This is a genomic window from Nocardia sp. NPDC050630 (genome assembly GCF_044457245.1).
Taxonomy (GTDB): domain Bacteria; phylum Actinomycetota; class Actinomycetes; order Mycobacteriales; family Mycobacteriaceae; genus Nocardia.
The window spans coordinates 53,811-67,522 of sequence record NZ_JBITGN010000001.1; the positions used below are offsets into that span (position 1 = coordinate 53,811).

At 64.9% G+C, this 13,712-nt stretch carries 11 protein-coding genes; 5 read left to right on the top strand and 6 right to left on the bottom strand.

From position 1 onward, the window contains the following. Nucleotides 1-270: 270 nt before the first annotated feature. Nucleotides 271-1,341, bottom strand: coding sequence for an SPFH domain-containing protein (locus ACIBG0_RS00195; protein ID WP_397027808.1), 1,071 nt, complete (start codon nucleotides 1,339-1,341; stop codon nucleotides 271-273). A 198-nt stretch (nucleotides 1,342-1,539) separates the two neighbouring features. On the opposite strand from ACIBG0_RS00195, the gene ACIBG0_RS00200 reads away from it, so the two are divergent. Further along, on the top strand, nucleotides 1,540-3,078 hold the full coding sequence (locus ACIBG0_RS00200) for an amino acid permease (protein ID WP_397027810.1): 1,539 nt from the start codon (nucleotides 1,540-1,542) through the stop codon (nucleotides 3,076-3,078). A 128-nt stretch (nucleotides 3,079-3,206) separates the two neighbouring features. Then, nucleotides 3,207-5,627: a tetratricopeptide repeat protein gene (locus ACIBG0_RS00205; protein WP_397027812.1), complete on the top strand. Its 2,421-nt coding sequence runs from the start codon at nucleotides 3,207-3,209 to the stop codon at nucleotides 5,625-5,627. A gap of 33 nt (nucleotides 5,628-5,660) precedes the next feature. Here the strand turns inward: ACIBG0_RS00205 and ACIBG0_RS00210 are convergent, their stop codons facing one another. Beyond that, complete coding sequence (locus ACIBG0_RS00210) at nucleotides 5,661-6,017, bottom strand: DUF1707 domain-containing protein (protein WP_397027814.1); 357 nt, start codon at nucleotides 6,015-6,017, stop codon at nucleotides 5,661-5,663. A 169-nt stretch (nucleotides 6,018-6,186) separates the two neighbouring features. Between ACIBG0_RS00210 and ACIBG0_RS00215 the strand changes: the two genes are divergently transcribed. Together ACIBG0_RS00215 and ACIBG0_RS00220 are read left to right on the top strand one after the other, a co-directional pair. Next, on the top strand, nucleotides 6,187-6,921 hold the full coding sequence (locus tag ACIBG0_RS00215) for a MerR family transcriptional regulator (protein ID WP_397027816.1): 735 nt from the start codon (nucleotides 6,187-6,189) through the stop codon (nucleotides 6,919-6,921). A 213-nt stretch (nucleotides 6,922-7,134) separates the two neighbouring features. Further along, a complete protein-coding gene (locus ACIBG0_RS00220) occupies nucleotides 7,135-7,716 on the top strand; it encodes a hypothetical protein (RefSeq protein ID WP_397027818.1) in 582 nt (193 codons plus the stop codon). A 269-nt stretch (nucleotides 7,717-7,985) separates the two neighbouring features. Here the strand turns inward: ACIBG0_RS00220 and ACIBG0_RS00225 are convergent, their stop codons facing one another. The 4 genes from ACIBG0_RS00225 to ACIBG0_RS00240 all read right to left on the bottom strand — a co-directional run bounded on the left by ACIBG0_RS00225 (nucleotide 7,986) and on the right by ACIBG0_RS00240 (nucleotide 10,712). After that, complete coding sequence (locus ACIBG0_RS00225) at nucleotides 7,986-8,273, bottom strand: hypothetical protein (protein WP_397027820.1); 288 nt, start codon at nucleotides 8,271-8,273, stop codon at nucleotides 7,986-7,988. A gap of 274 nt (nucleotides 8,274-8,547) precedes the next feature. Further along, entirely contained in the window at nucleotides 8,548-8,685 is a 138-nt protein-coding gene (locus tag ACIBG0_RS00230; RefSeq protein WP_397027822.1) for a hypothetical protein, read from the bottom strand. Nucleotides 8,686-8,912: 227 nt separating this feature from the next. After that, nucleotides 8,913-9,488, bottom strand: coding sequence for a hypothetical protein (locus ACIBG0_RS00235; protein ID WP_397027823.1), 576 nt, complete (start codon nucleotides 9,486-9,488; stop codon nucleotides 8,913-8,915). A gap of 18 nt (nucleotides 9,489-9,506) precedes the next feature. Further along, the gene (locus tag ACIBG0_RS00240; RefSeq protein WP_397027825.1) at nucleotides 9,507-10,712 is read right to left on the bottom strand and encodes a phosphotransferase; all 1,206 of its coding nucleotides are present in this window, start codon (nucleotides 10,710-10,712) and stop codon (nucleotides 9,507-9,509) included. Nucleotides 10,713-10,921: 209 nt separating this feature from the next. Here ACIBG0_RS00240 and ACIBG0_RS00245 point away from each other — a divergent pair, with 209 nt between their 5' ends. Further along, nucleotides 10,922-13,702, top strand: coding sequence for an AAA family ATPase (locus ACIBG0_RS00245; RefSeq protein ID WP_397027827.1), 2,781 nt, complete (start codon nucleotides 10,922-10,924; stop codon nucleotides 13,700-13,702). Nucleotides 13,703-13,712: the final 10 nt, after the last annotated feature.

Genomic DNA, 13,712 nt, shown 5'->3' on the forward strand with positions numbered 1-13,712 from the left:
CAATCGGCGAACTACTGCCCCCGTCGTTCCGGCGAACATCGGGATCCACACCTCCGCACTGGATCCCGGTGTTCGCCGAGGCGACGGGGTTTCGCGCTCACCCTCGGACGTGCACCGCCCCCACCCTCTCGATCCCACGCTCGCACAGAGCGTCGAGTTTTAGCATCGGTGTGTCACGCGGAGCGTCGATGTGCGACAGTGTCGAAGATATGCGACAGCTCGAGTTGGCGGGCGCCAGGAGCTGAGGGCGGGGCGCCTGGGGGAGTGCGGTCAGGTTGTGGCGGAGGTGCCGCAGTTGCCGCAGAATTTGGCTGTGGCGGTTAGATCCGCGCCGCATTCGGTGCAGTGACGAGGGCGGGGGGCGAGTGGGTCACCGCAGTTCATGCAGAATCGGGCGTTTGCGGGGTTGTCGGTTCCGCAGTTGGCGCATACCGGCTGCGTGGGGGTCGTAAGCGCTTGTGGGGCAGCCGGAGTCGCCGGGCGTTGCCACGGATTGCTCGGGGCACTTTGTTGGATGGCGTTCAAACCCAGTGCGGCGCCGAGGAATCCATCACCGCCGTGGGCATGACCGTTCGCGAAGCCTTGGCCCGCGCCGAGTGCCATTTCGCCTGCCGCATAACGTTGGAAGTCGCCAGCCAGTCGAATATAGGTGACATCCTTGGCTAGTCGCTTGATGCGGTCGGCATCTTCGGGCGCCAAGGTGATATCGAAGTTGCCCAGGCGCGGGATGCGCAGGCCGTACTCGTAGAGCGTCAGGTTGGTCTGGCGCACAACAGCGGCCTCGATCGGCTCCAACTGTCCGGACAAGCCGAGCACCGGCCAGTCGCCCCGGGAAATACCCTGTGTAACAGCGACTTTCATGGACTTGAGCAGTAGGTCCGAGCTCCAGGACTCCACTGTCGCCGGGACACTCAGGTCGGTAGTGCCCGCCAGTGAGGTGACCAGTTCGGCCGGATCTCGCACCGACAGTGCGAATTCCCCGAAGACCCGCAGTGTTACGACTTGTTCGCTGACCGGGTCGGCGATATCGGCCAAGCGGCCGCCGAACTTGACGCCGGGAAACTCGCGGGTGGAGACGAAATACAGTTCGGCGCGATAGAAGTTGTTGCCGGTCAGCGTATCCACGAGCGCGCCGAGGACCGGTAGCTCATCGGCATCGATCTGATGCCGACCAGGCCCCATCGCGGCCACGACCTGCCCGGACTTGACGAATAGGGCGATCTCGTCGGCATTGACGATGGCACGGCTGTAGCGACGGATGTTGACATCCGGCCACTTGTAGACCAGTTGATTCTTGCGGTCCTCAGGGACCGCGATGAACTCCCGTTCGAACCATGCCATGCTCGCGCTCCATCAGCCGTAAACGTCTCCAGCGTACCGATGTTCAGCGGTACGATCAACTAATGCCGAGGTCACGGCGGGTAGAGCGGGTCCTCAACATTTCCACGCGGTTACAAGTCTTGACTCACTATTGAACGTGCCGTTGAATAGCGTTACATTAAGCAGCGATATGATCGCCGTCACGTGAAAGGCTTCACCATGACAACCGTTCAACACTCCGCGGAAGTGCCGGCGCCCGCGGATGCTCTGCATGCTGAGGATGCGGGCTATCACAAGGCGTTGCGCCCGCGCCAGCTGCAGATGATCGCGATCGGGGGCGCGATCGGGACCGGACTGTTCCTTGGTGCGGGTGGTCGGTTGCACACGGCCGGTCCCGGACTGTTCATCGTGTACGCGGTCTGCGGCATCTTCGTATTCTTCATCCTGCGGGCGCTGGGCGAGCTGGTGCTGCATCGTCCGTCCTCCGGATCGTTCGTCTCCTACGCGCGTGAGTTCTACGGCGAGAAGCTGGCTTTCGCGGTCGGGTGGATGTACTTCTTCCACTGGTGCATGACCGGCATCGTAGACATCACCGCGATCGCCACCTATGTCCATTTCTGGGGAGCCACCGAGGCGATACCGCAGTGGTTGATCGCGTTGGTGGCGCTGGCCATCGTGGTCAGCATCAACCTGATCTCGGTGAAATGGTTCGGTGAACTGGAGTTCTGGGCCGCGCTGATCAAGGTCGTCGCGTTGGTCGCCTTCCTGATCGTCGGCACCATCTTCCTGGCGGGCCGATTCAAGGTCGACGGCGAGGCGACCGGTTTCACCGTGCTCTCCGATCACGGCGGGCTGTTCCCGACCGGTCTGCTGCCTCTGGTCACCGTCACTACCGGCGTCGTATTCGCCTACGCCGCAGTGGAATTGATCGGTACTGCGGCCGGTGAGGCGGAGAACCCGGAAAAGATCATGCCGCGGGCCATCAATTCGGTCATCGCCCGCATCGCGCTGTTCTACGTCGGTTCGCTGGTGCTGCTCGGCCTGCTGCTGCCCTATGTCGTCTTCAAGTCCGGTGAGAGCCCGTTCGTCACCTTCTTCTCCAAGCTCGGTGTCGGAGGTGCGGGTTCGATCATGAACCTGGTGGTGCTGACCGCGGCCTTCTCCAGCCTCAACGCGGGTCTGTACTCGACCGGCCGCATCCTGCGCTCGATGTCGATGAACGGCAGTGCGCCCAAGATCGCCTCGCGGATGTCCAACGGCGGTGTGCCTTACGTCGGCATTCTCGCCACCGGTGCGATCGCGCTGGTCGGTGTCGGGCTCAATGCGATGGTGCCGGACAAGGCATTCGAGATCGTGCTGAACATGTCCGCGCTGGGCACCATCGCGGCCTGGGGTGCGATCGTGATCTGCCAGTTGCAGCTGTTCCGTTGGTCGAAGAAGGGTCTGGCGAAGCGTCCGTCGTTCCGACTGATCGGTGCGCCCTACACCAGCTACGCCACACTGGCATTCCTGGTCGCGGTGATCGTGCTGATGGCATGCAGCCACGAAATCGAGCAGCGCGGTGCCGTGATCGCCATGTTCCTGATCGTGGTTCCCGCCTTCGTCGGCGGGTGGTTCCTGGCCCGCGGGCGGGTGCTGCAGGTCGCTCAGGAACGCGAGGGCATCACCGGTCAGTTCCCGGTGCTGGCCGAGCGGCCGCCGCGCAAGCGCGAGGGCGAGGCGGTGGTCGTCCTGGACAAGCCCGACGAGGAGGAGTAAATCCGAAGCTCCGCCCCGGACAACATGTCCGGGGCGGAGCTATTCCCATAGGAGGGAATAAGGCAGGCGCGCGGTGGCGGAAGGCGGAAGAGAATGGGTCCCCTATTCACCGGGCTCGAAAGGTTCCCATGCCGGAACAACCCAGCGCCTCCGAGAATCCGCTGCCGCACCCGTGGGCGAACCGGCGGATGCGCGGTACCGAGGTTCCGCGACGGACGCCACATCCCTGGGCTACCCGTGGCATGTCGAAACTCGAACCGTCACAACGCCGACAGCATCCATGGTCGGGGCCGAGCACCATGGAACGCCCTCCGTCGCAACGGATCTCCGCGCCCGCGACCCCCGGCGATACCATGCCGGTGCGCGATCCGCTGACCGGTGCCGAGGAGGCCCTCGAACTCGACGAGCCGGTCTCCGGCCGCAGCGGCCGTTCCCGGCCGAGTGTGCGTCGGCTCGGCGCGGGCCTGGTGCCGATGCCGCGGGTGGCGCCGGTCGATCCGCGCACTGCCATCCTCGACGATCCGGAAGTGCCCGAACTCAAGCGGTTCTGTTGGAAATGTCAGGAACCGGTCGGTCGCCGCACCGCCACCGAGCCGGGCGCGGTGACCGGCGAATGCGGCCGTTGTGGCTCGCCATTCAACTTCCGGCCCCCTCTGCAGCGCGGCGAACTCGTCGCCGATCAATACGAGGTGCAAGGATCGCTGGCACACGGTGGACTCGGTTGGATTTATCTCGCGGTCGACCGCAATGTCAGCGACCGCTGGGTCGTGCTGAAGGGTTTGCAGAATCCGCTGGACTTCGAGGCGCATGTGGTCGCGCTTGCCGAGCGGCAATTCCTTTCCGAGGTGGCCCACCCCGGTGTGGTCAAGATTTACAACTTCGTCAAACATAGGTCTGCCCGCGATATTCCGGACGGTTACATCGTCATGGAATACGTCGGCGGACAATCGCTGAAGAAGATGCTCGATTTGCGCGGCGAGGAGCGCATTCCGGTTGTCGAGGCCATCGCCTACATCATGGAAATCCTGCCGGCGCTGGACTATCTGCATTCCTTCGGGTTGGCGTACAACGATCTGAAGCCCGACAACATCATGGTCAGCGAGCACGAGGTCAAGCTGATCGACTTGGGTGCGGTCGCCGCGATGGACTCTTACGGCAGCATCTACGGCACGCCCGGCTATCAGGCGCCGGAGATCACCGAGACCGGGCCGACCGTGGTTTCGGATATCTACACCGTCGGCCGGACCCTTGCGGCGCTTGCCCTGGATCTGCCGCGCGACCGCGATGGACACTTTCTCGGCGGCATACCCGAACCGGATGAGGAGCCGCTACTGGCGCGCTATCCGTGTTTGTACCGGCTGCTGCTGCGCGCCACCGATCCGGAGCCGGAGCGGCGCTTCCCATCCGCGTATTCGATGTACTGTCAGCTCGCCGGTGCGCTGCGCATGGTGCTCGCGATCGATACCGGCCTCGAACATCCGCAGCCTTCGGTCGAATTGAGCTCCATGCGAGACGATTTCGGCATCGATACGCTCATCGGCCAGACTGACGGCATCGTCGACGGTATGGCCCGCATGCCGGTGCTCGAGGCCCGCGATGTCGTCGCGGCCCTGCCGACGCCGTTGATCGATAGCGAGGATCCCAGTGCCGAACTGCTGTCCTCGCTGCTGCACGGCGAACCGCGCCACGCCTTGGACGCGCTGCGCCGGGCACACGAACGCATTCGCTCGGGCACGATCGTCGCCCCCGAATCTTTCGACCTGGAGGGCCCGCTGACTGCGGTCCGCGCCTATCTGGATCTCGGAGAAACCGTTCCGGCCTGCCAACTGCTCGCCGATCTGCGGCCCGACTACGGCGCGGACTGGCGCATCGAGTGGTACGTCGGTGTCGCCGCGCTCCTCGACGGCCATTACCAGCGCGCCTGGGAGCATTTCGAGACCGTGCACGGGATGCTGCCCGGAGAGATCGGACCGGAACTCGCCCTGGCCGCTACCGCGGAACTGGTGCTGCAGCATCTGGACGACCCGGGCGAATCCGATCGCTGGCACCGCGCCGCGGCCGAGCACTACCGTGCGGTATGGCGGACCAACCATGGTGTGGTCAGCGCGGCCTTCGGCCTGGCCCGCCGGCTCGCCGCCGACGGCGAATTGCTCGAGGCTGTCGAGGTGCTCGAACAGGTACCCGCCGCATCCCGGCATCACAGCGTCGCGCATACGACGGGCTGTCTGCTGCTGGTCTCGCGGCCGATCGCCGATATCACCGAGGAAGATATCTGTTCGGCGGCAGGGCGGTTGGAGGCGCTGCCCGACGATGCGCGAACACTGCAATTGCAGGTCATCGTGGTCGGTGCGGCCCTGGAGTGGCTGCGGGTCGGCGGCCGGCCACGGAATCCGAATCGGACGATCCTCGGCTTCCCGGTCACCTCGGCGGGACTGCGGCAGGGATTGGAAACCAGCCTGCGTGCCCTGGCCAGAACCGCGCCGGATCGCTGGCACCGCTACCGGCTGGTCGATCTGGCTAATTCCGTTCGGCCACGCACCCGCTGGTAGCTCGGGGGTATCAATCGGCGAAGCCGACGGAGCTCAGCGCAGCTGCTGCACCACGAACGCGACGATGGTTCCGGTGCCCGCCAGCAGCCAGAGCCAGTTGCCGGTGGCGACCGCGAGCACGACCGCGACGATCGAGACCACCGCGGCGATTGTCCGCAGTCGCTGCAGCGCATTACCGCGGGTGGGTGCGGGCGGCGCGAGCGGCGTAGTGCCCGGCAGGTCGACGAATAATTCCGCCAATTGTCCTTTGGTGGTCGCCGCCGCGGCAATGGCGCTGCGTTCGTCGAACTCGGTCAGGCTCAATCGCCCGGTGCCGAGATGGTGCGACAGCTGCTCCAGCGCCCGTTCCCGTTCCGTCACGGTAATTCGAGAAGCCTGCGCCTCGGTCATATCCGAAGGATAAGCCCCGCCGTCTATGCGTCGGTGGAACGAATTGCCAAGGGCGGGAATAGTTAGGGGTGTCATTGGGGGTTGACGACGCCCTCGCTGACCATAGGTGCCCGACATCACTGACGTATGCTTACCTGTGAGTAATGTTTCTGTGTGGTTTCCTAGACATATGGCAGGGGACGTGGAGTACACGATCGACGAGCTGGCGCGCGAGGCCGGTACGACCGTGCGCAGCCTGCGCGTTTACGCCGAGCGCGGCATCCTGCCCCCACCACAGGTGAAGGGCCGCACCGGTTTCTATGGACCGGATCACCTCAATCGGGTGCAGACGATCAGTCGTCTGTTGGACCGAGGGATCAAACTCAACGGGATCAGGGAGTTGCTCGAGGCGTGGGATCGCGGTGACGATCTCGGCGACATCCTCGGCGTCGCGGAGCCTGGCGCGCCGCAGTCCACCGCGCCGCCCTCCGGCGATACGATCGCGGCCACCGAGCTCGAGCAGCGCTATCGCGACGTGCCCAACGGATTGGCCCGCGTGGTCTCGGCGGGGCTGTACGAACCGGTCGACGCCGCGACCTATCGCATTGCCGATCCGCAGCTCATCCGCATCCTCGATCAGTTAGAGGGCGCGGGCATGCCGGGCGATGCCCTGCTCGGTGAATTGGAGCGGTTGCGCGCGGACTGCGACCGGATCGCCCGCCGTTTCGTGGATCTGTTCCATCGGTCGGCGTGGGAGCCATATCAGAACTCCGAACGCACGCCCGCGGATAGGGCGGTACTCGCGGACCGAGTGGCCGAGACTCGGATCCGCCCGGGGCAGGCGACCGCCGAACTCGTGAACCGATTTGTCGCAAGGTATCTCGAGCAGGACAGCGAACTGACCGAGGCGCTGCCCGACGCCTGACGCGTCGAGACCCATTTTCTGATCTGGCTCGCGGCCGATTTTTGGGTGCCGCATGTCCCCGGCCTGGTCTTTCCTCCTTCAACGTTCCCACGTGTGGTGATACTCAACCTAACGTGCCGTTAAATAGCGTTACATTAGGCAGCGGGAACAGCAGCTCCCGTCGGTCCGTATCGACGTCGGCCGGTGGGCGAGACAATGATGAAGGAGACGTCGATGATCAACGTCAGCGAACTGCGCGGCACAACCAGACCTACGGAATGTCCCGATCAGGCGCGTACTGCCAAGGGGCGCAATAAGATCCGAGCACTGTCACTGCTTGCGGCGATCGCGGCGGGAATCGGCGGATTCGGTATCGGCACCGAGACGCCCGCGGCCAATGCTGATATCGGCGTGCGCTGCCTCTGGGCTGGTGAAGCCGTGCCGCAGGGCGTCGCGATCGCAGCGGGCGGCTGGACGTTCCGGTGCCAGTCCGATTTCTTCGGCTTCGCGCGCTGGAACCGTGAGGGCTACGCCCGGGGCCGCAGCAGCGTGTACAACCCCGGCACCAACGGCAACCCCGCGGGCAAGTTCAGCCCGGGCGCCCAGCAGCCGGGCACAGACTATATGGACTACTGCGTCGGCAGTCAGCTGATCGAGGGACGCGAAGATATCTACGAAGCCGTTGCGGATGGTCGCGGCGGGCTGTATTGGCGTGCGGCCGGACCGATTTCGGAGTGGACCTTCGATATGGCCGCGAATCGGCCGGGACCGTCCTGGCGGTCGTCGAGTCTGTGCGTCGACGGCAACTTGACCTGAGTGGTCCACCGCGAAACCTCTTATAGCCAATGCCCTTTCGGGCGGCCGTGCAAGTCCGCACAGCGCCGCCCGGAAGGGCATTGAGCTGTATGGGCATCAATTGGTCGCTGGTGGAACGCAATTGAGTGCGCGATCGCGATTTGCGGTTGCGTGTGGATAATGTGAACGCCGAGGCGGTCGATCGGATGCGGTGCGCATACGAGTACGACCGCCGCTCCGAAAGGAGCGACGGTCGCATTCGTATAATGAAGAGCCGCAGGGGGAGTCGGTTAGCGGCTGCCCTCAGCGGGCACCCAGACCCAGCGTCCGCCGTCGCCGCCACTCTCGTACGTGCCCCGGCTCGAGTTGTTGCCGGAGGCGGCGTGGTCCTGGTCGGCGACGCGGCGGTTACCCGAGTTGCTGTTGCTGTACCCGCCGCCTCGAGCGCCGCCGCCATTGCTGTTGCTGTGGTTACCGGGGGCCGCGATGGTCGACTGAATTGCCATCGCGGCGGGCGTGATCACCAGTGCGCCGGCGACCGCACCAGCTATGACGACCTTCTTCGACTTGAGGTTCATGGTTACCGATATCTCCTTCGTCCCGCCGAGCCCGGACTTGGTCGGTAAGTGGGTGTGCCGGGGATGCAGGTTGTCCTGAGATCTATTGTGCCGCTATTCAGCGGCACAATCAATAGTGAGACGTTAGGAGATTCGCTTTTTTTCAGATTCGAGGGGTCAGGTGGAGGTTCGGCGCATGCTGATTCGAATGCCTGTGCGGCAAGTGGATTCGGCCACGCACGCAGAGTAGTGGGCGCCGTACCAGGCTCCTTCTCAGGAGCGGGGACAATCCGCTTCAGGAAGGCACGTGCACGACCCGTTGTTCCCGCTCGCCGTCGAGGACATCGGCCTGCCAGCGCTTGTTCCAGCCGAACGGCATGAGATGGACGCATGCACCGCGAGCCTGAAGAGATTCGGCGAGATTCGTCAGCACGTGCAAAGCCGTGAGGACATCGGATCGTTCACCGGGGGGTTGCCAGATGGGAGAACCATTGATGTCGAATCGCCGCGCTCCACGCCGACCATGAGCAGTAGACAGTCGGAGAAGGTGTTGGGCACGCCGATCGCCGCCGATTCCAGATCGACGGCAGCCGGACTTGCGGTCGTGACGATGTATTCGAATATGCGGCAACGACTACTGAAGATCTTCATGTTCGGTGTTCAGCGTCGACCAAGCTCGGGGGTGACGCAGACCTTCCTTACCTGTGCGGCCAGCGCCGAGTGCGCCAGGAACTGCGAGCGCGGGCCGGGCGACCGCAGCACCGGCTCGCACGGTCGGTTGTCGAGTGCCGACATATGGATGATGTGCTGCGTGCCGATCCCGTCGAGCGGGTCGACACGGCAATTCTTGTACCAGCCGAACGGCATCAGATGCACCTGATCACCGTGTTCCTCGAGCCGCTCGGTCACCTCGGTGAGCACGTCGAGAGCTTCGGCGAGTTCATCCAGCACATCGAATCCCGATGGCGTGCTGTCTCTTTCGTCGGGGCGGGGCAGACATGCGAAGCCGTCGACGACGATCGGTCCGGCATCGGATTCGGTGACGATGCGGCGCACCAACTGCACGGCGGTGCCCGTCAGTGCCCGATCGCCGCGGTCCACCCCGATCGTCACCAACAGGCAGTCGTGGAAGCATCTGCGTGCCCCGATGACCGACGGTTCGATATGAATGGCGCACGGGCTCGCCGTCGTCACCGTGTATTCGACGGTGCGGCAACGATTACTGACAATCCGCACCGGCCACCTCCCGCCCGTTCATCCGGCCGCCTCGACGGCGCCGGCGGCATCGAGATCGACAACGGCCGTCGCCGTGCGCTCGATGATTCCGAGGCAGACCTCATCGGGCTGGTACTTCGGCTGGATGGCGCTGTGGCCGATGGTCGAGAGCCAGATGAAGTACGGGTACAAGGCCTGCTGGCGGTAGGCCAGCCAGGCCGTGTCGAAGTCGGGTGCGGCAGTGCCGCACGCCGCGAGGCGTTCCAGGTACACAGTGAGGAGCTCGCGTTCCCAGGCCCGCCGGTCGGCCACGTCCAAACCGGAGGCGACGACATATGCGAAGTCGTAGGCCCAGCTGCCGCGCAGCACGACCTGCCAGTCGGTGAACCCCATCCGGCCCGCCGCGGTGACATAGGTATTGCCGATGTGGCTGTCGCCGTGCAGGAAGGTTTGCGGTCCGGTGCTGGCGATCTCGAGGGAACGTTCCAGCGCGCGGTACAGCCGATCATGTTGGGCGGGTAGTGGTTCGGGAATTACCGAGGCCGCGCGCCGAGCCCCGACTCGGGACCGCGTTGACATGCCGATCAACCGGTCGAGGTTGGCGAAATGCGAGCGCGGCGCCTTGAGCCACGTGTGCAGCCGCAGTCCTTCGTCGTCCCAGTAGCGGGCGTGCCAGGTGGCCATGGTGCGCAGCAGATCCTCGATCTGTTCGCGTGAGATGCGGGTGGCCGGGGTGCAGAAGCTGGCGCCCTTGGTGCTGATGATGTCCTCGAGCAGTGAGATCGAGCGTCCCGAGCGACTGTTGACCGCGCTGTGATAGCCGCGTGGCGCCTCGATTTCGAGGTTGGGCCGCAGATGTTTGAAGAAGCCTGGTTCACCGTGCAGGATACCGGCGAGGTCGAGGGTCAGCCGCTGTTTGAAACCCGCTGTCGTCTTGGCGAACAGGTTTTCCGGTAGGCCCGCGACCTGACCGATCTCGTTATAGTTGACGGTGAGTTTCCACCGTGTCGAGGTGCCGCTGCTGTTATCGCCGATTTCGAAGGCCTCGACCACCGCACCCGGATGGTCGTAGCACAGCACGGCGGTCAACCAGTCGGTGGTCAATTCTCGACCGGTCACCGGCACATCGGCCGCACGCAGGGCCTGTGGGCGGGTGACCGCTTCCCGCGCGAGATGACCACCGATCCGGGTGATTCCACGCACAACCGCGAGTGCTGGGTGCCTGGTAGCTGCCTCGGACTGCAACGGTTTCTCCTCTTCTCGGCGGCCGATCGGACGCGCTGTAACAGCCGGAACCAGGTCATGGGCGGCCGCAATCGCCGACCCTATGGCAGCCCCGCGCCGGGAACATCCGTCATAGCGGGTGGGAATATCCGCATCCAATGCCCGAATATTGCGCTGAGCGGGGGATGTGCATTCTGCGTAACAGCGCGCGGACGCCTAGGATCGCCAGCGTGCAGGGTCCCCTTACCTCCGTCTTCGTTGGTCGCGATGCCGAGGTCGAGCGTGTGGTGTCGATAGGTCGGCGCGCCGCCGAGGGACAGGGGACGGTGATGCTCATCGAGGGCGAACCCGGAATCGGCAAGACCGCGCTACTCGATGCGGCCGTTGCCGGACTCGCGGCCGACGGTCTGAGTGTGCGTCGGGGAGCCGCGAAGGAATTGCAGCGGCAGGTGCCGTTCGCGGCCGTATGTTCCTGGCTGGACAGTGATCGCGGATCCGATCCCGTGCGGGCGCTGCTGCGCAGTGGGGATCGAGCCGGTGACGGTGCGGCGACGCACGAGTTCGCGATCACCGAGGCGATCCTCGATCAGATCGATACCTGGTGTGCCGCCGGTCCGGTCGCATTGATCATCGACGATGTGCACTGGGCGGATCGGCAGAGTCTGGCGGTGCTGAACCGGCTCTGCGGCGTCGTCGGCGATTTGCCATTGCTATTGGTGCTGGCGACGCGGCCGCTGCCCCGGGACACCGGATTGGTCGCATTGACGGCGGAACTGTTGGAACGCCGCGCGCCGACGATTCGGCTCGGCGCGCTGCCGGAACCGGCTGCGGCGGAACTGGTTCGGCATATGGTCGGTGCGGCACCCGGTCCCGGCCTGATGCGGCAGGTGGTCGGTGCGGGCGGAAATCCGCTCTACATCACCGAATTGGTGGCTTCGCTCTTGCGTGACGAAGCGATTACGGTGGTTGCCGATACCGCCGACCCAACCGAGCTGGCCGATGGTCCCTCCGCATCGCTGGCCGGGGCGATCACACAGCGGCTGGAATTCCTGTCACGGTCGGCACGGCAGGTGCTGCCGATGGCAGCCGCGCTCGGACCCACCGTGTATGTCGCGGAACTGGCTGCGGTGCTGGACAGTCCGATCCTGGAAATCTGGAAGGTGGTCACCGAGGCGACCGATGGTGGTCTGCTCACCCGCGCCGACTCTGAACTGGTCTTTCGGCACGACCTGATCCGTCAGGTGCTGGCCGATCAGCTACCGGATTCGCTGCGGGCCGGATTGCTGCGCCGGGCCGGACAGATCCTCTTGGCCACCGACGCACCCATCGAGCGGATCGCGAACTACCTGTTGTCGGGGGAGAACGAGCTCGATACGCAGTCGCTCGACTGGTTGGTCGCGGTGGCCGACAAGTTGATCGTGCGCGCACCCGAGATCGCGGTGCAGCTATTGCGGCGCGCGGCGGACAGTGCGGAACTCGGCATGCGTCCGGTACTGCTGCGGCTGCACGCCCAAGCGCTCCTGTGGAACGGTCGCGCGGCCGAGGCCGAAGCCCTCGTGCGCACGGCGCTGCTGAACCGGCCGGAGGACGATATCGAACTGCGCTGGTTGCTGCTGCAGGCCTGCCATGCGCGCGGCGATCTGCGCGAAGTGGTCGCCGTTGCCGAAAACGCCCTGGCCACATCGAATCTCACGGAGGAGGAGGCGGGGCGATTCCACGGGATGAGCGGCTTGAACAATGTCTTCCTCGGCCGGCTCGCGGCGGCGGAGGCGGCGGGTGCGAAGGCGTTGGCGATCGGGGATGCGATCGAGAATCCGCTGGTGACCGGATACGGTCTGTTGACCGTTGGGGCGGTGCGCTACACCCAGAGCTATCTCGACGAGGCGCTGGAACTGAGCAGCCGAATCCTGGCCGTCTCCGAGAGCGGATTCGGTTCCGATCAGTTCGATCCCTATATCCTCAACGCGCACTGCCTGATCGAGCTCGATCGGCTCACCGATGCGGAAGCGGTGCTGCACAAGGCGATCGGACACAGTCGCCGGATCCACGGTGTCTATCTCGGCGCGAGTGTGGTCGCCAAGGCACGGCTGTATCTATTGCACGGACGCTGGGACGATGCGATCGTCGAATGCACATCGGGCCAATCGGTGCCAGACGCGTTCGGCTACACCCCGATCCTGCACAGCCTGTCCGCGCTGATCGGCATCCATCGCGGCACCTTCCTGCCGGATCCAGAGGCCATCCCCGCGCCGAACGACCAACTGGGCAGCAGTGGTAACGGCCAGTTCTATCCCTGGGTCAAAGCATCGTTGCTCGAGACGCACGGCGACCCGCGCGGCGCATTGGATCTGCTCGTCGACGCACACCGGCGCCTAGCGGACGGTTTGACCGCGCCCACGCTGTATTACATCTTCCCGGATATCGCTCGCTTGGCCGCCGACGTTGGCGACGAGGCTGCGGCGCGTTCGGTGGTGACGGCATCGGCTGAGTTGGCCGATCGTCAACCAACGGCGGCTCGAACCGGTACCGCGCTGCTGTGTCGCGGTGTCGCCGAGCGTGATCCCGCGGTCCTTCGCGCGGCCGCCGCCGACTTCCGGAGGGCGGGGCGCCCGTTCTATGAAGCGCAGGCCTATGAGAACGCGGCCTTATTGCTCGCCGCGGACGGGCGTGGCTCCGACGCCCGCGGCGCTCTGGATGCCGCGGTCGAGCTCTACAACGGCCTCGGCGCTTCTTGGGATACGGCCCGCGCCGTTGCGCGGATGCGCCCGTATGGAATTCGCCGCGGTGTCCGCGGACCGCGCAACAGGCCCAAGTCTGGACGGGCTGCCTTGACAGAGACCGAACGTAAGGTAGCCGCCCTGGTGGCCGAAGGCTTCTCGAATTCCGATATCGCGGCGCAGATGTTCCTGTCGCGCAGGACGATTCAGTCCCACGTGTCCAATATCCTGGCGAAACTCGGTGTCGGATCGCGCCGCGACATCGCTGCCGCCCTATCGGGAACGCACCCCTGACCGCGACGGC

What these genes read in the sequence shown, in the direction of transcription:
- ACIBG0_RS00210 (WP_397027814.1), bottom strand. Translation starts at nt 6,017, where the DNA reads ATGACCGAGGCGCAGGCTTCTCGAATTACCGTGACGGAACGGGAACGG.
- ACIBG0_RS00195 (WP_397027808.1), bottom strand. Translation starts at nt 1,341, where the DNA reads ATGGCATGGTTCGAACGGGAGTTCATCGCGGTCCCTGAGGACCGCAAG.
- ACIBG0_RS00205 (WP_397027812.1), top strand. Translation starts at nt 3,207, where the DNA reads ATGCCGGAACAACCCAGCGCCTCCGAGAATCCGCTGCCGCACCCGTGG.
- ACIBG0_RS00225 (WP_397027820.1), bottom strand. Translation starts at nt 8,273, where the DNA reads ATGAACCTCAAGTCGAAGAAGGTCGTCATAGCTGGTGCGGTCGCCGGC.
- ACIBG0_RS00200 (WP_397027810.1), top strand. Translation starts at nt 1,540, where the DNA reads ATGACAACCGTTCAACACTCCGCGGAAGTGCCGGCGCCCGCGGATGCT.
- ACIBG0_RS00215 (WP_397027816.1), top strand. Translation starts at nt 6,187, where the DNA reads ATGGCAGGGGACGTGGAGTACACGATCGACGAGCTGGCGCGCGAGGCC.
- ACIBG0_RS00220 (WP_397027818.1), top strand. Translation starts at nt 7,135, where the DNA reads ATGATCAACGTCAGCGAACTGCGCGGCACAACCAGACCTACGGAATGT.